Origin of the sequence: Lysobacter sp. 22409 (assembly GCF_052045105.1) — a bacterium.
Classification (GTDB): Bacteria; Pseudomonadota; Gammaproteobacteria; order Xanthomonadales; family Xanthomonadaceae; genus Lysobacter; species Lysobacter antibioticus_B.
The window spans coordinates 148,980-172,265 of record NZ_JBQEOE010000006.1 but is presented as its reverse complement, the minus strand read 5'-3'; the positions used below and the strand labels follow the sequence as shown (position 1 = coordinate 172,265).

The 23,286-nt window shown below is 67.9% G+C and carries 21 protein-coding genes; 8 read left to right on the top strand and 13 right to left on the bottom strand.

Features of this window, described 5'->3' with window-relative positions:
* Positions 1-307: 307 nt before the first annotated feature.
* From ACTJJK_RS05410 to ACTJJK_RS05375, 8 genes are all read right to left on the bottom strand, one after another.
* Complete coding sequence (locus ACTJJK_RS05410) at positions 308-1,258, bottom strand: phosphatidate cytidylyltransferase (RefSeq protein ID WP_440729688.1); 951 nt, start codon at positions 1,256-1,258, stop codon at positions 308-310.
* Positions 1,255-1,908 (bottom strand): lysophospholipid acyltransferase family protein, encoded by a 654-nt coding sequence (locus tag ACTJJK_RS05405; RefSeq protein WP_440729687.1) that lies wholly within the window; start codon positions 1,906-1,908, stop codon positions 1,255-1,257. The genes ACTJJK_RS05410 and ACTJJK_RS05405 overlap by 4 nt, the downstream gene beginning before the upstream one ends.
* Entirely contained in the window at positions 1,905-2,537 is a 633-nt protein-coding gene (locus ACTJJK_RS05400) for a CDP-alcohol phosphatidyltransferase family protein (RefSeq protein ID WP_430536896.1), read from the bottom strand. Before ACTJJK_RS05400 ends, ACTJJK_RS05405 begins: the two co-directional genes overlap by 4 nt.
* Before the next feature lie 106 nt (positions 2,538-2,643).
* On the bottom strand, positions 2,644-4,107 hold the full coding sequence (locus tag ACTJJK_RS05395; RefSeq protein ID WP_440729686.1) for a TIGR04222 domain-containing membrane protein: 1,464 nt from the start codon (positions 4,105-4,107) through the stop codon (positions 2,644-2,646).
* The gene (locus tag ACTJJK_RS05390; RefSeq protein WP_440729685.1) at positions 4,104-4,553 is read right to left on the bottom strand and encodes a hypothetical protein; all 450 of its coding nucleotides are present in this window, start codon (positions 4,551-4,553) and stop codon (positions 4,104-4,106) included. The genes ACTJJK_RS05395 and ACTJJK_RS05390 overlap by 4 nt, the downstream gene beginning before the upstream one ends.
* Positions 4,550-5,950, bottom strand: a complete 1,401-nt coding sequence (locus ACTJJK_RS05385) for a phosphatase PAP2/dual specificity phosphatase family protein (RefSeq protein WP_440729684.1) — start codon at positions 5,948-5,950, stop codon at positions 4,550-4,552. Before ACTJJK_RS05385 ends, ACTJJK_RS05390 begins: the two co-directional genes overlap by 4 nt.
* Positions 5,947-7,707: a bifunctional alpha/beta hydrolase/class I SAM-dependent methyltransferase gene (locus ACTJJK_RS05380; RefSeq protein ID WP_440729683.1), complete on the bottom strand. Its 1,761-nt coding sequence runs from the start codon at positions 7,705-7,707 to the stop codon at positions 5,947-5,949. Before ACTJJK_RS05380 ends, ACTJJK_RS05385 begins: the two co-directional genes overlap by 4 nt.
* Positions 7,704-8,351, bottom strand: coding sequence for a CDP-alcohol phosphatidyltransferase family protein (locus tag ACTJJK_RS05375; protein WP_440729682.1), 648 nt, complete (start codon positions 8,349-8,351; stop codon positions 7,704-7,706). The genes ACTJJK_RS05380 and ACTJJK_RS05375 overlap by 4 nt, the downstream gene beginning before the upstream one ends.
* A 448-nt stretch (positions 8,352-8,799) precedes the next feature.
* On the opposite strand from ACTJJK_RS05375, the gene purH reads away from it, so the two are divergent.
* The 3 genes from purH (at position 8,800) to purD (ending at position 12,731) form a co-directional block, all read left to right on the top strand.
* A complete protein-coding gene (purH, locus tag ACTJJK_RS05370) occupies positions 8,800-10,386 on the top strand; it encodes a bifunctional phosphoribosylaminoimidazolecarboxamide formyltransferase/IMP cyclohydrolase (protein WP_031371179.1) in 1,587 nt (528 codons plus the stop codon).
* A gap of 84 nt (positions 10,387-10,470) precedes the next feature.
* Positions 10,471-11,154: a hypothetical protein gene (locus ACTJJK_RS05365; protein ID WP_031371178.1), complete on the top strand. Its 684-nt coding sequence runs from the start codon at positions 10,471-10,473 to the stop codon at positions 11,152-11,154.
* A gap of 278 nt (positions 11,155-11,432) precedes the next feature.
* Complete coding sequence (gene purD, locus ACTJJK_RS05360) at positions 11,433-12,731, top strand: phosphoribosylamine--glycine ligase (RefSeq protein WP_440729681.1); 1,299 nt, start codon at positions 11,433-11,435, stop codon at positions 12,729-12,731.
* A gap of 266 nt (positions 12,732-12,997) precedes the next feature.
* Here the strand turns inward: purD and ACTJJK_RS05355 are convergent, their stop codons facing one another.
* The gene (locus ACTJJK_RS05355) at positions 12,998-14,620 is read right to left on the bottom strand and encodes an FAD-dependent monooxygenase (protein WP_440729680.1); all 1,623 of its coding nucleotides are present in this window, start codon (positions 14,618-14,620) and stop codon (positions 12,998-13,000) included.
* Between the two features lie 339 nt (positions 14,621-14,959).
* A complete protein-coding gene (locus ACTJJK_RS05350) occupies positions 14,960-15,232 on the bottom strand; it encodes a hypothetical protein (RefSeq protein WP_031371175.1) in 273 nt (90 codons plus the stop codon).
* 136 nt (positions 15,233-15,368) lie between these two features.
* Here ACTJJK_RS05350 and ACTJJK_RS05345 point away from each other — a divergent pair, with 136 nt between their 5' ends.
* Positions 15,369-15,620 carry a DUF7336 domain-containing protein gene (locus tag ACTJJK_RS05345; protein WP_031371174.1) on the top strand — a complete coding sequence of 84 codons (252 nt, stop codon included), beginning with the start codon at positions 15,369-15,371 and terminating at the stop codon, positions 15,618-15,620.
* Between the two features lie 53 nt (positions 15,621-15,673).
* On the opposite strand, the gene ACTJJK_RS05340 is transcribed toward ACTJJK_RS05345, so the two are convergent.
* Positions 15,674-15,937, bottom strand: coding sequence for a hypothetical protein (locus ACTJJK_RS05340; RefSeq protein ID WP_440729679.1), 264 nt, complete (start codon positions 15,935-15,937; stop codon positions 15,674-15,676).
* Between the two features lie 72 nt (positions 15,938-16,009).
* Here ACTJJK_RS05340 and ACTJJK_RS05335 point away from each other — a divergent pair, with 72 nt between their 5' ends.
* On the top strand, positions 16,010-16,615 hold the full coding sequence (locus ACTJJK_RS05335; protein ID WP_051884612.1) for a mechanosensitive ion channel family protein: 606 nt from the start codon (positions 16,010-16,012) through the stop codon (positions 16,613-16,615).
* Positions 16,616-16,844: 229 nt separating this feature from the next.
* Here ACTJJK_RS05335 and ACTJJK_RS05330 read toward each other — a convergent pair whose 3' ends face one another.
* The gene (locus ACTJJK_RS05330) at positions 16,845-18,602 is read right to left on the bottom strand and encodes a CocE/NonD family hydrolase (RefSeq protein ID WP_031371172.1); all 1,758 of its coding nucleotides are present in this window, start codon (positions 18,600-18,602) and stop codon (positions 16,845-16,847) included.
* Between the two features lie 343 nt (positions 18,603-18,945).
* Entirely contained in the window at positions 18,946-20,001 is a 1,056-nt protein-coding gene (locus ACTJJK_RS05325) for an alpha/beta fold hydrolase (RefSeq protein WP_031371171.1), read from the bottom strand.
* Between the two features lie 462 nt (positions 20,002-20,463).
* On the opposite strand from ACTJJK_RS05325, the gene ACTJJK_RS05320 reads away from it, so the two are divergent.
* The 3 genes from ACTJJK_RS05320 to ACTJJK_RS05310 all read left to right on the top strand — a co-directional run bounded on the left by ACTJJK_RS05320 (position 20,464) and on the right by ACTJJK_RS05310 (position 23,286).
* A complete protein-coding gene (locus ACTJJK_RS05320) occupies positions 20,464-22,362 on the top strand; it encodes an MFS transporter (protein ID WP_440729678.1) in 1,899 nt (632 codons plus the stop codon).
* Positions 22,363-22,499: 137 nt separating this feature from the next.
* Positions 22,500-22,838, top strand: coding sequence for a CD225/dispanin family protein (locus ACTJJK_RS05315; protein WP_031371169.1), 339 nt, complete (start codon positions 22,500-22,502; stop codon positions 22,836-22,838).
* Between the two features lie 28 nt (positions 22,839-22,866).
* Positions 22,867-23,286: a DUF2752 domain-containing protein gene (locus ACTJJK_RS05310; RefSeq protein WP_031371168.1), complete on the top strand. Its 420-nt coding sequence runs from the start codon at positions 22,867-22,869 to the stop codon at positions 23,284-23,286.

Sequence of the window (23,286 nt, the reverse complement as noted above, 5' to 3'; positions counted from 1 at the left end):
AAAGGCAACGAATCCTCCGGGGTAGGAGCGGCGCAAGCCGCGACAGGCGAAGGGGACTAATACCACGCGGTTGCCGGAGCGCCGACTCTGCGGGCTTCCGATTGTCTGACCTTCGGCTACGACGCTTACGTACGTCGCTGCGGTTGGGCGTGTGACCGGACCAGCGCGCAGTGCACGTGTACGGCGCTTCTTCTTGTACTCGCTGCCGTCCCTGGCAAGACTTGCGCGGGCTTCGTGATGCCCGGCCCGGCCATCCTTGGCCGGGCGTGTGACCGGACCAGCGCGCAGTGCGCGCTGAGCGGTCCGGTCACACCCACCAATATCTGATCAGATGGAAGAAGACGGGGGCGGCGAAGCAGACCGAGTCGAGACGGTCGAGGACGCCGCCGTGGCCTTCGATCATGTGGCCCCAGTCCTTGATGCCTCGATCGCGCTTGATCGCCGACATCACCAGGCCGCCGTAGAAACCCATCAGGTTGGTGACCAAAGCCAAGGCTGCCGCCTGCCAGGGCGTGAACGGGGTGATCCACCACAATGCCGCACCGAGCGCGGTCGCCGAGGCGACACCGCCGACGAAGCCCTCGACGGTTTTCGACGGCGACAGTTTCGGCGCGATCAGACGCTTGCCGCACAGCTTGCCCCAGACGTATTGCAGCACGTCCGAGGACTGCACCACGATCACCAGGAACGCGATCAGCAACAAGTTACGCCCCTCGTAACCGGGGATGCGCAGATTGATCAGCGCCGGCACGTGCGAAATGCAGAACACGCAGATCATCAAGCCCCACTGCACCTTCGCCGTGCGCTCCAGATAACGCGTGGTGTCGCCGCCGACCGTCGCCAGTATCGGCAACAGCAAAAACGCGTAGACCGGAATCAGCAAGGTGTACAGGCCGTACCAGTCGGTGTAGACCAGCCAATACTGCAGCGGCAACGCGAGATAGAACGCGGCCAACAAGGCGTAGTAATCGCTGCGCCGGGTCGGAGTCAGGGTGATGAATTCGCGCAAGGCGAACAAGGACACCAGCGCGAACAACACGATCATGCCGACCCGGCCGACCACGAACGCCAGCCCGACCACCAGCGCCATCACCCACCAGGCGCGGATGCGCGCCACCAGGTTGGCGATCACCGCACTCGGCCGCTCGCGCGTGCGCCAACGCAGGTATTCGGCGATCGCGGTCGCGATCAGCAACACCCCCGCCACGCCGATGAACAGCAACAGCGAATGCGGCAGGCCGCGCAGCATATCGATCATGCGCCGACTCCCCGGCTGCCGTGGTCGTGCGCATGGGCATGGTCCGACAGCGCCAGCAAGGCATTGCGCGCGCGTTCGAGGAACTGCTGCTTGTCCTCGTCCGGCCCCAGCCGCAAGGTATCGCCGAAGGTCGCCGTGCACAGCAACGGCAAGGGCAGCAGCTTGCCCTTGGGCATCACCCGCGCCAGGTTGTCGATCCATACCGGCACGAATTCGAGTTCCGGCCGCCGGTGCGCGAGGTGATACAGGCCGCTCTTGAACGGCAACAGCGGCTCGTCGCTCTGGTTGCGCGTGCCTTCGGGAAACAGGATCAAAGAACAGCCCTCGTCGACCGCCTCGCACAAGGTCTCGATGGCATCCTGCTTGCGCTGCGCCGGGTCGCGCTCGATCAGCACGCCGTTGAAGACTTCGCGGATCAGATAGCGGCGCATCGCATCGCGCTGCCAGTAGTCGGCGCCGGCCACCGGCCGCACTTCGCGCCGCAAGGCCGGCGGCAGCGCCGACCAGATCATCACGAAATCGCCGTGACTGACGTGGTTGCCGTAATAGACCCGATGATCGGACGAGGGCGCGCATCGCCACAGCGCGCGTGCGCCAGTCAGCAGGCGGATCGCGCCGCTGAAACCGCTGGCCAGCCACTGCGAAATCATCGCGCCTCCAGCTCGCGCACGATCGCGCGCAGACGCTGGGCGATGGTCCAAACGGCGCCGACGATCACCGCGGCCAGGGCCGCCAGCAAACTCCACGCGACCACCACGGCATGCCCCAGGGCCAGGCCGATCGCCGCGAGCACGGCGGCGACGGCGGTAGCGATCATGCGCGTGCGCCGCGGCATCGGGCCCTCGTCGTGTTCGCGCAGGCCGCAGGCCATGCCGAGCACACGCACGTAGGCGGTGCCGACCGCGAGCAGCGACGCCGCCCAGCCCAGATCCGAGGCCCACGCCAGCCACGGCGTCAGGCCATAACCCACGCCGAGGAACACCAGCGCATCGGCGAGCCGGTCCGGCGCGTCGCTGTAGATCTCGCCGGCCTTGCCGACCATGCCGCCGCGACGCGCCAGCAACCCGTCGAGCCGGTTGCACAGCAAGCGCCCGACCAGGCACAGCGCCGCGAACAGCAACAAGACCGCGCCGTAATGCGGTGGGTCGCGCAAGGCGAAGAAGAACGAAAGCCCCGCCAGCGCCGACAAGCCGATGGCGAACAGGGAAATACCGTTGGGCGTGGCGCCGTGTGCGCGCAAGCGCGCGGCCAAGGCCAGGCGCCAGTCCCGGCGCTGCAACGGCACCGGTTCGTTGGTTGCCGGTTCGGGTTGGTCTCGATCGAAGCCGGGCCGGTCGGAGCCTGGCCGGTCGGGATCGGGTCGGGTCGTCATCGCTGTACTCCGTTCAATCGCCACCACCGCCGCAACCGCCGCAACCGCTGCCGCCGCCGCTGTCGCCGCCGCTGCCGCAACCGCTGGAACTGCTGCCCGAGTCGCTGGAACTCGACACCGGCGTGCGCAAGGTGTGGTATTCGGCCAAGGGCGTACCGACCAACGCCATCGTCCCGGCCAGCGCGACGCGCTCGGCCAGATCGTCGGAACGGCGCGTCTTGATCGTCGCGTCCAGCAGCGCCCGGTCGCCGGCGCGAGTGCGGCGCTGCGCCGTGCACAGCTGCACCAACACCATCAATCCGGCCAGGGCGGTCAGCACCACCAGGAACCCGACCGGCCGTCCGCGGGCTTCGCCGATCGATATCTTGGTCACGCCGAGAACCACGACGGCGTACATCGGCAGCGCCGCGGCCAGGCGCCCGCGCCAACGCTGTCCCGCGCTGAGCCACCAGCCCTTGCTTCGCATCGGTTCGGCCAGGCGCGCGTAGTGCGCCTGCAGCGCCGGCAGCGCCTCGGCGAGCTGCTGGGTGCGCTGCACGATCTTCGCCAGCCCCAGCAATCGCGACGGCACACCGGCTGCGCCGGCACTGGCGCGCAGCCACACCGGCGAACGCGACGAAGCGACTCTTTCCGCCGCGCCCGGATAGTCCAGCCTGATCGCATCGCGGGTGAGCAATTCGACCAACGCCACATCGGCGGCGCGCTCGGCGCCGCCGGCCAGGAAGCCGAGTTCGATCGAATCGGCCGGCGTTTGCGCACTCGGGCCGTCGCGGCCGCGCATGAAGCGCTGCACCGCGTTGCCGGCCGTATACGTCCAACCGATCACGGCGAAATACAGGGTCAGGAACCAACCGCCGCGCCACTCCAGCGGATCGAAGCTGCCGTTCCCGGCGCCGCCAAGCAGAAAGACCGCGGCCAACAGCCCGCTCCAGCCCCAGAACCACCGGCCCAGCCCCTTCGGCTCGAACAACCAGGGCGAGTTGACCTCGGTCAGCGGCAACCACACCGATTCGTCCGCCGTCAGGCGCGCCGGCTGCGGCTCGCCGGCCCAGAACCGCGTCGGCGGATCGCCGAAGTAACGCCGGTAGCTGTCGACAGTGGCGAAGTATTGGCGGCGATGGCGCTCGTCTTCCGCCAGCCCGCCGAGCGAGGGCGAATGATGCAGCGGCTGTTCGAGCGCCTCGGGGCAGAACTTCAGCCAGTAGTCGCGGGTGTCGGTCATATGCGTATGCCAGACCCGATCGACGATCTCGCTCGGGGTGACCGCATGGCCGGCGCCGACGGCGAGAAAACAGAAACGCCGATACTCCTCGATCGCCGCCTGCGCGGTTTCGCGGGTCGACTGGCAGGCATGCGCGACGCGGTCGACGAACGCCTCGGGCCGATCGCCGCCGAAGCGGTAATCGCTGAGACGCTGCCACAACGCCTGCCGTTGCGGCGTCCAGATATCGTGGTCGTCCAAGGGAACTCCGTTCATGCCCACACTCGTCCATACGCCCACACCACGGCCGCCGTCTGCACCGACAGGGCGATCGCCTGGCGCATCATCAGACCACGCGCACCGCGCCAGCGCGCCGGCCAATCGCGGCCTTCGCGACCGGGCTTGAGCAAACCCAGCGCCAGCAGACTCGCGTCGAGCCGTTGTGCGGCGCGCGCACTGTCCTCGTCTTCGGAAGCGGCCTGGAACAGGCGCGCGTCGAAATCCACCCGCAGCGCGTAATAGCACTGCAGCAAGCCGGCGACGAGGCTGAGCGCGAGCGGCAACGCGCCCGACGTAGCCGTCGCCACGGCCACCGCGGGCAGCGCCGCCAGGAGCAGCGCCGCCGCCAGCAATAGCAGCGACAGCGCGTGCAGTTGCCTCCCCTGCGCCAGCAGGGCCGCCATGGCGCGCAGGTCGAACGACGTCGTGGTTGAGCTCGTCATGCCACCTGCCCTCCCGGCAGTCCAGCATCGGCAGCGTCTCCACTGCCGAGCGTGGCCTCCAGTGCGCTCCGATGCGCCGCGCCGAGCACGATCGCCGGCCGCGCCCTGTGCAGGATCGCGATGGCTTCGTCGACGTTGGCGGCGCGCCCGCTGAGCAGCAACCACGCGGCGATCGCCGCGGCGCTGCGCGAATAGCCCAGGGCGCAGCAGACCAGGGTCTTGCCGCGTTCGCGCACACGCTCTATGTCCTGCGCCACCTCGCGCAACTGCGCCGGCGTCGGCGCGACCAGGTCCAGCATCGGCCGCACCGCATCGCCTTCGCGCCACGCCGGCAGCGACAGCTCGGCGCTGCAATCGACGAGTGCGGCGAATTCGCCGCGCTGGCCCGCGCCCGGCACACGGCCGAGCCAAACGCCGTCGGCCACCGCCACCGGTTGCGGCGCACGCCGCGTCCACCAGCGCGAATTGAGCCAGGCGCCCAGCAGGTAGGGCGCGTACAGCCAGCCCGCGGCCAGGCTCAAACGCCCGTCGTCGCGCTTCTGGAAACCCGCGGCGCCGAATAGGGCGTAGTTCGAGGCGACCATCGCCAACGACCAGGCCGGCCACAGCAGCCACCACGCCGCCCCGCCGAGCGACCACCCCGCGAACGCGAGCACCGCCGCACCGGTGCAATAAGCCGCCGCCAACTTCCAACGCTGCCGATCGCGCGCCAGAGCCGCGCCGCGCCAGGGTGCGGCGACGCGCTCGGGCCACAACCACACGCACAGCCAGCCGGCCAGCAGGCCGGTCGGAATATCGATGAAGTGATGCTGGAAAGTGGTCAGCACCGACACGCCGATCAATGCGAACCACAGGTGCAGCAGCCAGCGCCATGGCCCGCCCAGATGGTGGGCGAAACGCACCCACAGCACGATCAGCAGCACGATGTGCAGCGACGGCGCCTGGTTGAAGGGTTTGTCGAAGCCCAGCAGCACGTCGAACAACCAGCCGAACACGCCGTCGCTGTCGGGGCGCTGGAAGGTGTAGCGCAAGGGCAGCAACAGGAAGCAACCGACCGCGATCGCCTGCGCGGTCAACAGACGCAGCGCCTGGTTGTCGAGCTCGCGGCGGTCGCGGCAGACGAACAGCGAGATGCCGTAGAACAGGTCGATCGACCAGTACGGCACGATGGTCCAGGCCCAGAACGGAATCGCGTGCTCCCAGGCGAAGACGATGTGCGGCACGTCGGTGCGCGCGGCCGCCACCGAATTGGCGTAGCCGTAGCTCAGGAAGAACAGCGGCCCCAGCAACGACAGCCACAGCAGCGCCCTGCCCCAGGGACGCCGCTCCGGCGCCCCAGACGATGAGCCACGCGGCTCAGGCGCTCCCGAGCCGCGCGGCGCTAACGCCGCGGTCATGCCTCGACCCGCTGCGCCAGCGATACGGTGAAGATGCCCCAGGCGTCGATGCGCTGGTCGATCTTGCGGAAACCGGCTGCGGCGACCAGGTCGTCCATCTCCTGTTGGCTGCGCCGCCGCATCACCCAGGCTTCGCCGCCGCGGTGGCTGGTCAGGGCACGGGCGATGAATTCGAGCTGCGGGTGCCAGGGCTGGCCGGTGTAGACCAGATAGCCTCCCACCGGCACCGCCGCGGCCAGGCCGTCGAGCGAACGCCGCACTTGCTGGTTGTCGGGGAACAATTCGTACAACCCCGACACCACCGCCAGGGTCGGGCGCGGATCCAGGGCCGCCAACGCGTTGCGGTCGAAGGCATCGCCCTGGTCGAAGCGCGCGATCGCGCCGGCGCCGAGCTCATCGATCAGGGCGCGGCCCTTGTCGACGTTGAGCTCGCTGTAATCGCGCAGGCGGATCGAGTCGGCGCGCTCGGCGCCGCCCGCCAACGCTTCCAGCGCATAGCGGCCATGACCGGCGGCGATATCGACCGCATCGACCGGCAGGCCGGCCGCGCGCAGGCGACGCATCGCGATCCGCAACAACTCGTGCAGATGGGCGCGGCGCACGCGGATGCCGCGCCAGCCGATCGCTTCGAGATAATTCCGATCGATCATGCGGCCGAGCGGCCCGCTGCCGCGCGCCTCGTTGCGGTAGACGTAGTCCAGGCTGCTGCCGGAATCGAAACCGGTATCGATGCCGAGCCTGATGCCTTCCGAGAAGCGGCCGCCGAAGCGCAGGCCGGCACGGACGAAACGCCAACGCAAGTCGGCCAGCGACCAGCGCTCGGGCGGCCAGGACAGCTTTTCCGATTCCTCGAAACTCGGGCCATGGCGATGCGCGTCGAGCAGGTCGGCGCGGCGCAAGGGTTCGGCGAAACGCGCCTGGACGAAACCGCGGATGCGGTTCACCGCCGCCGCCCGGCCTTTCTCGCCGAGGGTGTCGTGATAGAAGTCCGGCAACAGGTGGCGCTCCTTGATGCCCGAACCCAGGCGTTCGTAGAAACGGTCCTGCGGGCCGCGGTGCACGACGAAGTCGGCGCCCGACACCAGCAACTGCGTCGGCACCGTGATCGCCTGGGCGTCGGCGACGATGCGGTCGGCGGCTTCGTACAGACCCAGCAGCACGCGCACCGAGATCGGCCGTGCGATCAGCGGGTCGTTGCGGTAACTGGCGATGCGTTCGGGGTCGTGGCTCAGCCATTGCGGCTGCACATAGCTGTTGACGAAGAAGTTGCCGCGCAGCTTCTGCATCAGCTTCAAGCCCGGCCGTGCCAACGGCACGTACAGCTTGACCTTGAAGGCCGGCGAGGCCAGCACCAGCGCGCGCAGGCGCGGTGCGTAGTCGTGGACCCAGGTCGCCGCGACCACCGCGCCGACGCTCTGCGCGACCAGCGCGATCTGTTCGACGGCGATGCCGTGGGCCTCGGCGATGTGGGCGATGAAGCGGTCGAGATCGCGCACCAGGGCCTCGAAACCGGGCGCATCGCCGCGTTCGCCGGGCGAGCGGCCGTTGCCGCGCGCGTCCCAGGCGAAAAAGTCGCAGTCGTTGAGGTTCAACTCGCCGACCAGGTGCGCGACCCGGCCGGAATGTTCGTGGCCGCGGTGCAACAGCACCACGGCGCGGCGCGGCTGTCCCGCCGCGGCCTGCGTCGCCGGCCAGTGGCGATAAAACAACTGCGCGTCGTCGAAGCTCGCGTAATGACGTTCCTGATGTTCCCTCATCGCTGTTCTCCTTGTCGTTGGCCGACACTGTCTTGCGCGGCATCATGCCGCAAACCGGCGCGCACCCGGCGCGCCACGGTCCACACGCACATCAGACCCATGAAGACGAGCGCGAGTTCCGTAATCGCCGCGCCGATCCAGCCGCCGGCGAGCAGGACGCCGAGCAGACCGATGCCGAAGGCGCGATCGCTCTTGCCCATCGGCCCGTCGTAGCGGCGCGGCGCGCCGACCATCAGCCCGAGCACGCCGGCGTACTCGGTCAATGCGGCCAACAGCACGAACACGAACAGCGGCGCCGCGGCGAGGCCCGGCACCGCGAACAGCGACAGATACAGGGCGCTGTCGGAAACCACGTCGCACAGCTCGTTGAGGTAAGCGCCCAGGCGCGACTGCTGGCCGAACTCGCGCGCCAGCATGCCGTCGATGGCGTTCATCGCCATGCGCAGGAACATCCACAACGGCAACAGCGCGAACAGCCAGGGCCGCGCGACGGCGCCCCAGCCGACCGCGGCCGCAACCGCGAGCGAGACCACGGCCGCCGCGACGGTGACCTGGTTCGCGCTGACGCCCAGCGCATGCAGGCGGCGCACCAGCGGCCGCAGCAGCGCCTGGAAGCGCCCTTTCAAAGCGTAGATCGATGCCATTCCCTGTGCGTTCCATCCTGCCCGGCGTGGGCCGTCGCGCATCAGCTTAGCCGTTGGCCGGGGCGATGACAGTGCCGTGCCCGCTGGGGTCGCCGGGCAGTTGCGCGCTCGTGGCGTTTCGCCGGATGCGGAGAGCGAAATCCCCCCTGCCCCCCTTTTCCAAAGGGGGGAACGACAGAGGCCGACGCAGAAGTGGCGAACTTGCTGCTTCGCGCTGCCGGTTACCGGTTGGAGGTTCGAGGCCGGAGAGCTGCAGACCCTCAGGCGGTTGCCCCCTTGGTAGAGGGGGCAGCGCCTGCGAAGCAGACGCGGGGGATTTGCCCGTTGCTCCGAGTTCCGCCAAACCGCCCGGAACCACGCAATCCCCGCCATACCTGCATGAACGGCCGGCGCCCGGGTCCCCCGCAGCCTATAATTCCCGCGCCCTTCCGCTGCCCTACCTCCCCGAATGACCTCCGATCGCCTGCCCGGCACGCCGGTTAAAATCCGCCGCGCCCTGCTGTCCGTGTCCGACAAGACCGGTCTCCTCGAACTCGCCCAGGCCCTGGCCGCGCGCGGGGTCGAACTGCTTTCCACCGGCGGCACCGCCAAGGCCATCCGCGACGCCGGCCTGGCCGTGCGCGACGTGTCCGAGGTCACCGGCTTCCCGGAGATGATGGATGGCCGGGTCAAGACCCTGCATCCGCTGGTCCACGGCGGCCTGCTCGGCCGCGCCGGCACCGACGATGCGGTAATGGCCGAACACGGCATCGCCGCGATCGACCTGCTGGTGCTGAATCTGTATCCGTTCGAGAAAGTCGCGGCCAACCCGGCCAGCAGCTTCGACGACATCATCGAAAACATCGATATCGGCGGCCCGGCGATGCTGCGTTCGGCGGCGAAGAACTTCGCCCGCGTCGCGGTCGCGACCGACCCGGCCCAGTACGCCGAGCTCATCGCCGAACTCGACGCCGGCGACGGCGCGCTCGGCGCCAAGACCCGCTTCGCCCTGGCGGTGGCCGCGTTCAATCGCGTCGCCCAGTACGACGCCGCGATCAGCAACCACCTCTCGGCCATCGCCGAGGACGGCAGCGCGCAGACCTTCCCGGCTCAGCACAACGCCAATTTCGTCAAGGTCATGGACCTGCGCTACGGCGAAAACCCGCACCAGCAGGGCGCGTTCTACCGCGACCTGCATCCGGTGGCGGGCACGCTGGCCACCTTCACCCAGCTGCAGGGCAAGGAGCTGAGCTTCAACAACCTCGCCGACGCCGATGCGGCCTGGGAATGCGTGCGTCAGTTCGAGCGCCCGGCCTGCGTCATCGTCAAGCACGCCAATCCCTGTGGCGTGGCCGAAGGCGTGGCCTGCGGCGATGCCTACGAACTGGCCTATGCCACCGACCCGACCTCGGCCTTCGGCGGCATCATCGCCTTCAACACCAAGCTCGATGCGGCGACGGCGAAAGTCATCCTCGACCGCCAGTTCGTCGAAGTGCTGATCGCACCCGACTATGAAGACGGCGTGCTCGACTACGCCAAGAAGAAGGCCAACGTGCGCGTGCTGCGCATCCCGCACGGCGACGGCCGCAACCGGCACGACGTCAAGCGCATCGGCTCGGGCCTGCTGATCCAGAGCAGCGATCTGCGCGAAGTCGGCCGCGACGAGCTCAAGGTGGTCAGCAAGCTCGCCCCGACCGACGCCCAACTCGCCGACCTGTTGTTCGCCTGGCGCATCGCCAAGTTCGTCAAGTCCAACGCCATCGTCTATGCGCGCGACCACCGCAGCATCGGCATCGGCGCCGGCCAGATGAGCCGCGTCGTCAGCGCCAAGATCGCCGCGCTCAAGGCCGAGGAAGCCGGTTTGATCGTGCCCGGTTCGGTGATGGCCTCCGACGCCTTCTTCCCGTTCCGCGACGGCATCGACGCCGCCGCGGCCGCCGGGATCAAGGCGGTGATCCAGCCGGGCGGTTCGATGCGCGACAACGAAGTCGTCGCCGCCGCCGACGAGCACGGCCTGGCGATGGTCTTCACCGGCGTGCGCCACTTCCGTCATTGATCGAACGGCGCGGATGCGTTGCATCCGCGCCGCTTGCGAACTCCCGACTTATCGCTGCCAGCCACTGGCGGCGCCCTCTCCGCCATGAACCGACCGCCGCCGCGACACACGCTGGGCCGTTCGATCGCACGCAAACTGCTCGTGCTGGCGATGCTGTGCGTGGTCATCGCCGGCTGGGCCGGCTGGCAGTATTCGCGCCGGCAGGCGGTCGACAGCGAGACCCTCGGCGACTACCGCGCCGCCGGACGCGCGGTGACCGTGCTGCTGGTCGAGCCGGACGTGTCCCTGAACCTCGACGCCGGCTTGCGCCGCGACTCGACCGCACGGCTCGCACGCGCGCTCGAGCGGCGCCTGAGCGAGTTGGGTTACCAAACCCAGGCCTTGTCTGCGCGCAGCGACGAAGAACGCTTCGGCCAGGTCGCACAAGCCAGCGCCCGCGCCGCGGCGATGCAGCACCAGGCCCGCACCACCCAGGCGATCCGCGAGGTCGGCGCGCCGGTGCTGCGGGTGTCGCTCGACGGCATGAAGCGCGACGGCCGCGAAATCGCCGAACAGGCCTACCGCGTCGAACTGCTCGACCCGCAGACCCTGCAGCCGGCCTGGCGCGCGACCCTGACCTGGCGCGAGGGCCGCTATCAATCCCTCGCCCTGCTCTGGCACCTGCGCCAGAACCGGTTGCCGCCGCCGCTGTGGGACAGCCTGGCCGACCTGGCCATGGCGAAGATGCGCGAGGACGGGGTGATCCGCGCCGAGGCGCTGATCCAGTAATGCCTGCTGCGCTTCGGGTCGCACTCCGACCGCGGCGATCGCCAGCTTTGGGGTAGGAGCGGCGCAAGCCGCGACCGCTCGAAGCCCGGCCCCTCCAGCGCAACACACTTCTCCGAAGCGACACCTCTCCTGCTGAACCACCTCTCCGGCCGGAGATCGCGGCTTGCGCCGCTTCTACCCGGAGCCTCGCTGCGCCAGGCTTGGCGTGCAGCGGTCGCCCCGCCCCCTGCCAGCGCGTAAAATCGGCGGCTGATGTCCTTACCCCCGCTGGAGCACGCATGAAGATCCTCGTTATCGGTTCCGGCGGACGCGAGCACGCGCTGGCCTGGAAGCTGGCCCAGTCGCCGCGCATCGACGAGGTGCTGGTCGCGCCCGGCAATGCCGGCACCGCGCACGAGGAGAAGTGCCGCAACGTCGCCGTCGCCGCCACCGACATCGACGGCCTGCTCAAGCTCGCCGCCGACGAAGGCGTGGCGCTGACCGTGGTCGGCCCCGAAGCCCCGCTGGTCGCCGGCGTGGTCGACCGCTTCCGCGCCGACGGCCACCGCATCTTCGGGCCGACCGCCGCGGCCGCCCAGCTCGAAGGCAGCAAGGCCTTCGCCAAGGACTTCCTCGCCCGCCACGGCATCCCGACCGCGTACTACGCCGTCCACACCGAGGTCGACGCCGCCCTCGCCTACCTGCGCGAGAAAGGCGCGCCGATCGTGGTCAAAGCCGACGGCCTGGCCGCCGGCAAGGGCGTCATCGTCGCCATGACTCTGGAAGAAGCCGAAGCCGCCGTCGTCGACATGCTGTCCGGCAACGCCTTCGGTGCCGCCGGCGCGCGCGTGGTGATCGAGGAATTCCTCGACGGCGAAGAAGCCAGCTTCATCTCGATGGTCGACGGTAAGCACGCACTGCCGATGGCGACCTCGCAAGACCACAAGCGCGTCGGCGACGGCGACACCGGCCCCAATACCGGCGGCATGGGCGCTTATTCGCCGGCGCCGGTGGTCACGCCCGACGTGCACGCACGGGTCATGCGCGAAGTGGTGATGCCGACCGTCGACGGCATGATCGCCGACGGCGTGCCGTTCACCGGCTTCCTCTACGCCGGCCTGATGATCGACCAGGCCGGTGCGCCCAAGGTCATCGAGTTCAACGTCCGCTTCGGCGACCCCGAGACCCAGCCGGTGATGCTGCGCCTGGACTCCGACTTGCTCGACCTGGTCGAAGCCGCGCTCGACGGCAAGCTCGATAGCATGCAGGCGCAGTGGAGCCCGCGCCCCTCGCTCGGCGTGGTCATGGCCGCGGCGAACTACCCGGAAACGCCGCAGGCCGGCGACGTCATCCACGGCCTGACCGCGCCGCAGCCGCCGCACGCCAAAGTGTTCCAGGCCGGCACCAAACTCGGCCCCAACGGCGAGGTGCTGACCGCCGGCGGCCGCGTGCTGTGCGTCTGCGCCCTCGGCGACGACGTCGCCCAGGCCCAGCGCGAGGCCTATGCCGCCCTCGCCAAGATCCGCTGGGACGGCGAGTTCCACCGCAACGACATCGGCTGGCGCGCGATCGAACGCGAACAGGCGGCGAAGGGCTGAAGCCAAGTTTCATCCATCGCTGCGCATAAACCGAAACGGCCGGAAGAGCCTCCTCTCCCGGCCGTTTCTCCGCCCCCGGCAGTTCGGTCGCGACTCACCTCGCTCCTACAAGGCAACGCAGCCCAGGGTAGGAGCGACGCAAGCCGCGACCGCCATGCTCCGATCTCGCGACGCCATCGACCCGGCTCCTGTAGGAGCGGCGTGAGCCGCGACCACGGAATACGCAGAAACCTCAAAGCCGTCGCCGTCGATATAAACCACGACCGCTACGCCGTATTCGCTCCACCGAACCATTCGCTCAACGCCGTGCTCAACCCGGCATCGCTCCCATCACCCACCCACACCACGTACCCGTCCGGCCGGATCAACACCGCCGCCGGCGCCGTCACTGCACCCAACGCCGGCAGCTCCCAGGCGCCGTCGTAACGAGCGTCAACCGCGCGAACCCGGTCCGCCCAAGACCCGATATCGACGGCACCGGGCGCACCGAAATCGAGCAGCACCGGCCGGGCCTCGCGCAACAAGGCATACACCCGCACCGGCTCATCGGCGACGAGCAAGTCCAGATCCGGCATGCGCCGCCCGAGCAGCGGATGCCCGTCGCCGAGCTCGTAACGAATCCCCAATCCCGACAACATCGCCGCAAACCGCTGGCGCGACTCCTCCACCCCGAGCAACTCCGCGACGGTCTCGCGCAAGGCCGTCGTACGCTCGTCGCTGCGCCGCAACGCGATCGACGCCATCGTCGTACGCAGCATCCACGCCGCGACCGGATGACGCTCGGTGTGATAGCTGTCGAGCAGACTGTCCGGCGATATCCCCTTGACCACCTGCGCCAACTTCCAACCCAGGTTCACCGCATCCTGCACGCCGAGTTGCAGACCTTGTCCGCCATCCGGCGCATGCACGTGCGCGGCGTCGCCGGCCAACAGCACGCGCCGCTCGCGATACGCCGCGGCCTGCCGCGTCGCATCGGTGAAGCGCGAGATCCAGGTCGGGCTGTGTACGCCGTAGTCGGTCCCGCAGACCGCGATCAAGGCCGCACGCAAATCCTCCAGCGTCGGTTCGCCGCCGCCCCCGACCTGCGCCTCGGTCAGCATCACCCGCACCGGCCCGGTGTCGCCGTAGATCACTTCGCCGTTGCGGATCTCGTACTCGACCCGGCCGAAGGAATGGATGCCGAAGCCGCCGCGATGGATACCCAAGGGCGGCGTCTGCGCCATCTCGACCTCGGCGATCAGATGGCTGGTGGTCGCGTCCCAACCCGGAAAATCGATGCCGGCCGCCTTGCGCACCCGGCTGCGCCCGCCATCGCAGCCGACCAGATACTGCGCATGCAAGCTCGTACCGTCGGACAGCGCGGCCTCGACGCCGGCCTCGTCTTGCACCAAGCCCACCACCTCGCATCTGCGATGGATGTTCACGCCGAGCTCGTCGACCCAGTCGGCGAGAATGCGTTCGATATGGTTCTGCCATAGCCCGAGCCCATAGGGATGGCGGGTCGGAAAGCCGCTCAAATCCAGCACCACCCCGGCGAAGCCGGCGACCTGCGCCACCTGCCCCTGCGCGAGAAACCGATCGACGATGCCGCGCTGATCCAGCACTTCGAGCGTGCGCGCATGCAGCCCGCCCGCGCGCGACCCGGCCAGCTCCCGGCTCGCGCGCCGCTCGACCACGATCACGTCGACACCGGCCAAAGCCAGCTCGCCCGCCAACATCAAGCCGGTTGGCCCGCCACCGGCGATGATCACCTCATGCCGACTCGCCGCGCGCGCGTCGCGCCCCTGATTCGCGCGCAGCCCTGGATGGCGGCGATCCGTCGCCGTATCACTCGCGCCACCACGATTCCCGCGCTCCCGCACGGCCCACTTCGATAACCACATGCTCATAACCCATCTCCCGGTTCCGTAGCCTCGCTACGGCGGGCGATTGAGCACCATGCCCGGGGGCTTGCCGCAAGCCCCCAGTCGGCTAAGATATTGACAGGGACGGAGCTCCCTCACTCCCGAAAGCGCCCCCGCCCCGCCTGCAGGAGCGGCGTGAGACGCGACTGACGCACACGCAGAACCCACCGCCTCGACGTCGCTCAGCGACACAGGGGTAGGAGCGGCGCAAGCCGCGATCACGGGACGCGGCAAGACATCGAATTCATCGCCAAACATCGAGGCCGCGCAAGCCAAGGCCCGATTCCGCGCCGTCCGCCTCACACAAAGGCGAGAGAGAAACCGCTACGCAGCACCCTCCTCAGGCGCCGGCTGCAAGGCCACCACCACGACCTCCAGTTCGGCGATCTCCTTCTCCAGGGCGTCGTACAACTCGCCCTGTCGCGTCATCAGTTCCTCGATGTTTTCCGCCTGCTTGAGCTTCTTCAACTCGCCGTCGAACAGCAGCCACTGCGCGGTCAACTGCTCGACGTAGTTCTTGGCGTAATGACGCATTTCCTTGAGCTGGTTCAGCGCCGCATTGACCTGATCCAACGGTGTCTTGGTATCCGCAGACATGGCGACCTCCTATTCCCAAGGTACCGCCTCAGCGTAGCCGGGCGAGGCTGGCTGGGGGCGAGATGCCAGCCAGTTTCGCGCATGATCGGCGGCATAATCTTCACCTCACGATGACATGGCCACCGGGGCTTATCCCATGAGCAAAGTATTCATTCTCCATCATCTTCATGTCGTCCCGGGCGGCGATGAAGACGTGAAGCTATTGGGTGTGTACAACTCAGACTCCCGTGCTCGCGAAGCTGTTGCACGCTTCAACAAGCAACTCGGGTTTCGTGATCTGCCGGGCATTGTTGCGCCTGGCAGCGAGACCGTTGAGGGGTTCCACATCACTGAATACGAGTTGGATGAAGACGTTCAGGGCTGGGCCGACGGTTACGTCTCCGGATGACACCCGGCAGCTGAGCCATGCCGAGCTCGCTTCCGTGGCGATGTCGCTTCAGATCAGAGCTCGTTGTATTTCTTCATCGTCCCCCGGGGCTTGGCGACGCGATAGCGCTCGGCATCGCCGCGCAGCTTGTCGGCCACGGTCTGTTCCAGGTCGATGCCCCGATCTGCAACCAGATACTTCAGGAGGACCACGATGTCGGCGACTTCCTGTTCGATCAGCGGACGGCGGACGCGAGGGACCTGGGCGAGTCCGGTGTCGCGGGTCCATTGGGTGCGCTCGGCCGGTCCGGCGTTTTCCAGCACGATCGAGATCGACAAGCTGCGCACGACACGCTAACCAATGTCCTCTTACACTGCCGGTCAATTTTTCGAGCCAAGGACACCGCATCCATGTCGCCGACGATCGCACAAGGCGCCTATATCGCCATGAAGCTGGGCGAGGCTCTGGCGATCCTGGTCGGGGCCTGGCTGCTGACCACGCTGCTGCGGCAGTTGGTGCGGCGGGTCTGCGCCCGCTACGACATCGCGCCGGCGTTCGGGCTGGGGCTGCGACGTGTGCTGAGCACCTTGATCTACATCACCGCGCTGCTGCTGTTCCTCAACCGGCTCGGTATTTCCGGCTCGGTGGTGTGGACGACGCTGACCGGCTTCGTCGCGGTCGGCGCGGTGGCGTTCTTCGCCGCGTGGAGCGTGTTGTCGAATATTTTCTGCGCGTTCCTGATCCTGACCACCCGGCCGTTCCGCTTGTACGACTATATCGAGGTGCTGGAAAACGGCGACAAGCCGGGGTTGCGCGGGCGGGTCGTCGACATCAACTTCATCTACACCACCTTGCAGGAGGTCCACGCCGACGGCGAGGACTCGGTGCTGCAGGTGCCCAACAGCCAGTTTTTCCAGCGCACTACGCGGCGCTGGCGGCAGGAGCCGGCGTGGTCGCGGATCGCACGGGAGCGGCCCGAAGGTTCGGCGGACTGGCAGGATGCGGCGGGGCGTTGAGCGGGCGGGTGCTAAGCGACAGCGGCCGTTGTTGCCCCCCGTTAGGAAAGTAGACGGTGTCTGCGCGGCAGACGCAGGATTCGAGCTTTTGCTATCGCTTTGCGTCAGCGCAAAAGCAAATCCCCCCGGCCCCCTTTTTCAAAGGGGGAACGGCGAAAGCGGCGCCTTGAGACTGTGGAGGGGATAGACGGCAGTTTGCCGTTGTCCCCTTTTGAAAGGGCGCCGCAGCTCAGGGCATTTCGTAACTCAAGGTCGTGTCGTTCGGCAGCACCAGCTTGCTGCTCGCCAGGTCGAGGATGATCTGCGAGCCCGTGGCCAACGGCGCCATCGCCGGGCCCGGTTGCCCATAGAACATCAGATCGCCCGCGGCGAGCAGCACCAGCCGGTTGCCGGCATGCACCACGTCTTCCTGCGGATAGAAGTTCACCCCGACGTATTGCGGTTCGCCGGCCACGCTCGGCTTGCCGTGCGCCAGACTCTCGGCGTGGTTCAGGCTGAGCGAGGCGAAGTTGAACGGACGCAGCGTGCCGTCCGGCAATTGTTCGGCGAGGGTCAACATCAGGTTGGCGCGCGCGCCGGTGGAGGCGACGATGCCCTCGAAACGCGGCATGCCGGACAGGTGCAAATCGTTGGCCAGCGGCGCGGTGACGAACGCGACGCGATCGTCGGGCAGCGGCGCCGTTTCGTTGACGTCCTGACCGGAATAATCGTTGTAGTCCGCAAAGCCCACGCTCTGGGTGGTGCCGAGCGTTCCGGTCACCTGCGGGTACAGCGTCACTTTCTTGCCGGTAGCGGGCCACCGCGGCTCGTTGCGCCACTTCCCGGCGTCGTCTTTCACTTGCACCCTGGGCGCATCGAGGATGCCGGTGTTGCGATTCTTGAGGAACTGGTCGAACCACGCCGTCATTACCGTGATCCAGTCGCTGCGGTCCGGCCAGGCGTGATCCCATTGGCCGAGCCAGGCCTTGAACGGCACGTTGCTGCCCTGCAAGGCTTCAATCCAGCCCTCCATGTTGTGCGGCTTGACGTTCCAGTCCTGCAGGCCGTGGATGTAGAACACGCTGGCGCGCTTCTTCGACGGGTCGGCCTTGAGTGCGGCGAGATGGTCGCGCGCCTGCCAGTACGGGGTCTTGTCGCCGGCGATGAGGGACGTGAAGCCTTCCGCGGTAACGTCGATGCGCTCCTTGCAGACCTCGCCGGTCACCGCATCGGGAGCGGTGACCGGATCGAGCAGCTGGCTGCCGCCTTCCAGACCGGCCGGGACCATGCCGTCGAGCAGCCAGTAGTAGGTATTGAAGCCCCGGGTGTCTTCGATCGTCACGCCGTTGACGTAGTTGTACTTGTACATGTCGGAAATGCCGCTGATCGGCACGATCGTCTTCAGGTGCGGCGGCGCTTCCACCCACAGGTCCTGTGGCGCGGTGCCGTCGTAGCTCACGCCCATCGCGCCGACCGCCTGGTTGGACCAGGGCTGGGCGGCTAAATATTCGATCGCGGTCGCCATGTCCTTGGCCTCCTGCGGCCCGCCGATGCTGAAGCAGCCGCCGGACGCGCCGGTGCCGCGCATCGACAGGATGCCGAAGGCGTAGCCGCGCTTGATCAGCTCCTGGAACGGCGCGGCAATGGCGATGTTGTACGGGTAGCTCGCGGCGTTGCTGACCGGCTTGGTCACGGTCGGATCGCCACCGCCGTAATACGGGGTGAGTTCGAGCACCAGCGGCACCGGACCGGCCACGTCCGGCCGCACGATCCAGGCATCGAGTTCCACGCCGTCGGCCATGGTGATGCGGTGATGCTCGGTGATGCCGGTCATCCAGCTCACCCCGGGAATCGGCTGCGACACGTCGTGCAGGTAGCTCGACACGGGCGCCGACGGCGTCACCTGCGGCGTGTCGACAGGCAGGGTGCCGAGATCCAGGGCGGATACCGCCGGAATGGCGAGAGCGGCGAGCAGGACGGCAATGAAGCGGCAATGACGGACGTGCATGGACCGGGCTCCTACGACGGATGCGGCCAATGTCGACATTGCCGCCGGCGTCCGGCACCCGGCAAAACCCTCAGCGGCAGGACGGAAAACCACCAATGCGATTCAGTGGTAACGGCAAAAGCGATGGCTTGGCACTTGCGCGGCTTGGTAGACAACGCCGTTTGCCGTTGCCCCCCCTTTGGAGAGGGGGCGGCGCCTGTGCAGCAGGGGCGCGGGATTTGCGCTGTTGCTGTTGTGGTTGCGGTTGCGGTTGCGCTGGGTTGGAGCAAGGCCTCCATTCCTCCTCTTTTTCAAAGAGGAACGGCAAGAGCAGAGCCGTGACGCACCGCTGCGAACGGTCGGCTCATAGCGCGTTCACCTCGACGATGGCCTGCGCGAATGCCTCCGGCGCTTCCTGCGGCAGGTTGTGGCCGATGCCGCCCCGCAGTTCGCGGTGCGCGTAGGGGCCGGTGAACTTGCGCGCATAGGCCGCCGCCGGCGGGTGCGGGGCGCCGTTGGCATCGCCTTCCAGGGTGATGGTGGGCACGGCGATGGCCGGCGCCTGGGCCAGGCGCGCTTCGAGCTCGTCGAATTGCGGTTCGCCTTGGGCCAGGCCGAGACGCCAACGGTAGTTGTGGATCACCACCGCGACATGGTCGGGGTTGTCGAACGCGGCGGCGCTGCGCTCGAACGTCGCGTCGTCGAAGCGCCATTGCGGCGAGGCCAGTTCCCAGATCAGGCGCGAGAATTCGCGCCGGTTCTGCGCATAGCCGCGCTCGCCGCGTTCGGTGGCGAAGTAGAACTGGTACCACCACTGCAGCTCGGCCTTCGGCGGCAAGGGCGCCTGGTTGGCCTGCTGGCTGCCGATCAGGTAGCCGCTGACCGAGACCAGGCCCCGGCAGCGCTGCGGCCACAGCGCGGCCAGGATGCCGGCGGTGCGCGCGCCCCAGTCGCAGCCGCCGACGATCGCCGAGTCGATGCCGAGCGCGTCGAGCAAGGCGATGGCATCGGCGGCGAGCGCGGCCTGTTGGCCGTTGCGCGGGGTGTCGGCGGAGAGGAAGACGGTGGCGCCGTAGCCCCGCAGATAGGGGACGATGACGCGGTAGCCGCGCGCAGCCAGACGCGGCGCGACCTCGGCGTAGGTGTGGATGTCGTAGGGCCAGCCGTGCAGCAGCAGCACCGGCGGACCATGGCGCGGGCCGAGTTCGGCGTAACTGACGCGCAGCACGCCGGCGTCGATTTGCTTGAGCGGGCCCCAGACGGCCGCAGTGGCGGCACGGCGAGGGCCGGCGCTGCTGGCGGGCTCGGCAAAGACGGAACCGACAGCGCCGAGCGGAGCGGCGAGCAGAGCCAAGACGGCGCCGCCGAGCAGGCTGCGGCGTTGCGGGTCGTGTGGGCGGTCGGTCGATACGGCGATCATGGCGGGCTCCTGGCGCGGTGGGCGGACCAGGGCATTCGACCGTGACGGGGTATCCGGCGCGTGTCCGCGGCCACCGGGTTTTGTATGCAAGCCGGGCGGGAACGGGCGCGGATACATTGGGATACACAAAGACGGCGGGGGCGTGGCTTCGAACGCGGGGAGGGCATGGAGCGCGGTTCTCTGGAGCGAGAACGGCCCCATGCCCCGTTCTCGAAGGGGGAACGGCAAGACGGTTCTTGGACGGAACCGCAAAGGCGGGTCGAGAGGAGCGGCCATCGCAGCGTGGCGGGACCGCCTCGGTAAAGGCGTTGCGGCTTGGCGCCATAGCTTCGGAGTCTACTTTTCCGCTACTCCGCCCGTTCCCGCTACACGGCGCGGGGACGGGTTTGTTAGGCTCGCCCGGCGAATCCTTCGCGCGAGCCGCACATCGACGTGCGGGTTTGATCGGACAAGCAGGACGGCATGGCGCACAACCAGTTCGCGTTGCTCACCCAACGGCGTTTCCTGCCGTTCTTCCTGACCCAGGCCCTGGGCGCCTTCAACGACAACGTCTACCGGCAAGCCATCATCGGCCTACTGTTCTATCTCGGCGTCAGTCCGGAGCAGCGCACGCTCTATACCAACCTCGCGCCGGCGCTGTTCATCCTGCCCTATTTCCTGTTTTCGGCGACCGCAGGCCAGATCGCCGAGAAGCTCGAGAAGCACAAGCTGATCCGCATCACCACGACCATGGAAATCGCGATCATGTCGCTGGCCGCGGTCGGGTTCCTGACCCAGAACCTGCCGCTGCTGTTGATCGCGCTGTTCGGCACCGGCCTGCAGTCGACCCTGTTCGGCCCGGTCAAGTATTCGATCCTGCCCTCGGTGCTCAAGCCCGAGGAACTCACCGGCGGCAACGGCCTGGTCGAGATGGGCACCTCGATCTCGATCCTGGTCGGGATGATCTTCGGCGGCCTGATCTTCAAGCTCGCCGGCAGCCACGGCCCGGTGGTCGCAGCCAGCGCCATCGTCGCCCTGGCGATCACCGGCAACATCGTCAGCCGCCTGATCCCGCGCGCCGACGCCGGCGAGCCGGGGCTCAAGATCAACTGGAACCCGATCCCCGAGTCGGTCAAGGTGCTGCGCATGACCCGGCGCCAGCCGGCGGTGCGCAACTCCGTGCTCGGGGTGTCGTGGTTCTGGTTCGTCGGCACGGTGCTGACCTCGCAGTTGCCGACCTACGCCGTCGACAACCTCGGCGGCGCGGAGACGCTGTACATCTTCGCCCTGGCGCTGTTCTCGGTCGGCACCGGCGTGGGCTCGATGCTGTGCGAACGGCTGTCGGCGCGCACCGTCGAGATCGGCCTGGTGCCGCTCGGCGCGTTCGGCATGAGCGCCTTCATGGTCGACCTGTTCTTCGCCCGCAGCGGTCCGGCCACGGTCAGCGGCCTGGAAGTCGCCGGTTTCGTCGCCCAGCCAGGCGCTTGGCGGATCATGATGGACCTGGTCGGCATCGGCGTGTTCGCCGGTTTCTTCGTCGTGCCGCTGTTCGCGCTGATCCAGAACCGCACGCCGAAGAACGAGCTGTCGCGCGTGATCGCCGGCATGAACATCCAGAACGCGGCCTTCATCGTCCTGGCCGCCGCGCTCGGCGTGATCGTGCAGAAGTTCTTCCACTGGACCATCCCGCAGATCTTCCTGGCCCTGGCGATCGCCAATGCGGTGGTCGCGATCTACATCTTCACGATCGTGCCCGAGTTCCTGATGCGCTTCCTGAGCTGGGTGCTGGTGCGCACCCTGTACCGGTTGCGGGTGTCGGGCACCGAACGCATTCCCGACGAAGGCGCGGCGCTGGTGGTGTGCAACCACGTCAGCTACATGGACGCGTTGATCCTCAGCGCGAGCATCCCGCGGCCGGTGCGCTTCGTCATGTACTACAAGATCTTCAACATCCCGGTGATGAGCTGGATTTTCCGCACCGCCAAGGCGATCCCGATCGCCGGCGCGAAGGAAAACCCGGAGGTGATGCGGCGCGCGTTCGAGGAAATCGAGGCCGCGCTCGACGACGGCCAACTGGTCGGCATCTTCCCCGAGGGCGCCCTGACCAAGGACGGCGAGATCGCCAAATTCAAGTCCGGCGTCGAACACATCCTCGACAAGCGGCCGGTGCCGGTGATCCCGATGGCGCTGCGCGGCATGTGGTCGAGCATGTGGAGCCGGCGCAATGCGCGCGCCGAAGGCGGTCGTCTGGCGCGGATGCGGGTGCCGCGGCGTTTCCGCGCCCATGTCGAAGTGGTCGCCGATCCGCCGTTGCAGGCAGAAACGGTCAGCGCCGAGTCGCTGGAAGCCCAGGTGCGCGCGCTGCGCGGCGACCGCGCCTGAGCGCCGCCGGTCCAGCGGTATATCGGGCTGGAGATCGGGCCGCGAACGCCCGGCCGGGAGTGCCGGGCCGCAAGGCGCGCTGATAGGATGCCCCGACCGCCGCGTCGCGGCATCCATCGTTCGAGAAAGGGGATCTCATGAATCAGCCGTCCGCCGGAGCACCAGTTTCGCCGTATCCGAATTACCTCGCCTGGTCGATCACGGTCACCGTGCTGACGTTCTGCCTGTGCTGCATGGTCGGCTCGATCCCCGGCATCGTCGCGATCGTCTACGGCAGCCAGGTCAACGGCAAGTTCGCTTCCGGCGACGAAGCCGGCGCGCGCCGCGCTTCGGAGAACGCGAAGATCTGGACCTGGGTCTGCACCGGCCTGGCCGTGCTCGGCCTGATCTGGATGATCGTGTCGTTCTTCATCAACGGCGCCTCCTTCCTGTACGGCGATGCGCTGCAGGAATTCCAGCGCATGCAGACGCGCTGATCGCTTCAGGCAGCGCCGCAGCGACACCATGAAACCCGGATCGCGCCATCTCGCGCTCGCCGCGACCGCCGCAGCCTCCACGGCCGCGGCGGCCGCCGGCGTATGGGTATTACGGCGCTTCGATCCCAGCGCCGCAGGCAGCCCGCTGCCGGGTTGTCTGTTCTACGAGTTCACCGGCCTGTACTGCCCCGGCTGCGGCATGACCCGCGCCTTGCACGCGCTGGTGCACGGCGACTTCGCCCAGATGATGGCGATGAACCCGCTGCTGCCCTTGTTGATGATCGCGGTGCCCTTGCTGGCGCTGCAGGGCTTCGGTTATCGGCTGCCGCTGCCGAAGGCCGTCGTCGCCACGCTGATCAGCGCGAAATTCTGGATCGGCCTGCTGTTGGGCTTCTGGTTGCTGCGCAACCTGCCGTGGTGGCCGTTCGCCTGGCTCGCACCGGGCTGA

Bases quoted from the DNA above. Each gene is read 5' to 3' on its own strand.
- ACTJJK_RS05365 (WP_031371178.1), top strand. From the start codon at position 10,471: ATGAACCGACCGCCGCCGCGACACACGCTGGGCCGTTCGATCGCACGC.
- ACTJJK_RS05405 (WP_440729687.1), bottom strand. From the start codon at position 1,908: ATGATTTCGCAGTGGCTGGCCAGCGGTTTCAGCGGCGCGATCCGCCTG.
- purH (WP_031371179.1), top strand. From the start codon at position 8,800: ATGACCTCCGATCGCCTGCCCGGCACGCCGGTTAAAATCCGCCGCGCC.
- ACTJJK_RS05335 (WP_051884612.1), top strand. From the start codon at position 16,010: ATGTCGCCGACGATCGCACAAGGCGCCTATATCGCCATGAAGCTGGGC.
- ACTJJK_RS05325 (WP_031371171.1), bottom strand. From the start codon at position 20,001: ATGATCGCCGTATCGACCGACCGCCCACACGACCCGCAACGCCGCAGC.
- purD (WP_440729681.1), top strand. From the start codon at position 11,433: ATGAAGATCCTCGTTATCGGTTCCGGCGGACGCGAGCACGCGCTGGCC.
- ACTJJK_RS05320 (WP_440729678.1), top strand. From the start codon at position 20,464: ATGGCGCACAACCAGTTCGCGTTGCTCACCCAACGGCGTTTCCTGCCG.
- ACTJJK_RS05395 (WP_440729686.1), bottom strand. From the start codon at position 4,107: ATGAACGGAGTTCCCTTGGACGACCACGATATCTGGACGCCGCAACGG.
- ACTJJK_RS05410 (WP_440729688.1), bottom strand. From the start codon at position 1,258: ATGATCGATATGCTGCGCGGCCTGCCGCATTCGCTGTTGCTGTTCATC.
- ACTJJK_RS05315 (WP_031371169.1), top strand. From the start codon at position 22,500: ATGAATCAGCCGTCCGCCGGAGCACCAGTTTCGCCGTATCCGAATTAC.
- ACTJJK_RS05350 (WP_031371175.1), bottom strand. From the start codon at position 15,232: ATGTCTGCGGATACCAAGACACCGTTGGATCAGGTCAATGCGGCGCTG.
- ACTJJK_RS05330 (WP_031371172.1), bottom strand. From the start codon at position 18,602: ATGCACGTCCGTCATTGCCGCTTCATTGCCGTCCTGCTCGCCGCTCTC.
- ACTJJK_RS05355 (WP_440729680.1), bottom strand. From the start codon at position 14,620: ATGAGCATGTGGTTATCGAAGTGGGCCGTGCGGGAGCGCGGGAATCGT.
- ACTJJK_RS05310 (WP_031371168.1), top strand. From the start codon at position 22,867: ATGAAACCCGGATCGCGCCATCTCGCGCTCGCCGCGACCGCCGCAGCC.
- ACTJJK_RS05390 (WP_440729685.1), bottom strand. From the start codon at position 4,553: ATGACGAGCTCAACCACGACGTCGTTCGACCTGCGCGCCATGGCGGCC.
- ACTJJK_RS05385 (WP_440729684.1), bottom strand. From the start codon at position 5,950: ATGACCGCGGCGTTAGCGCCGCGCGGCTCGGGAGCGCCTGAGCCGCGT.
- ACTJJK_RS05345 (WP_031371174.1), top strand. From the start codon at position 15,369: ATGAGCAAAGTATTCATTCTCCATCATCTTCATGTCGTCCCGGGCGGC.
- ACTJJK_RS05375 (WP_440729682.1), bottom strand. From the start codon at position 8,351: ATGGCATCGATCTACGCTTTGAAAGGGCGCTTCCAGGCGCTGCTGCGG.
- ACTJJK_RS05380 (WP_440729683.1), bottom strand. From the start codon at position 7,707: ATGAGGGAACATCAGGAACGTCATTACGCGAGCTTCGACGACGCGCAG.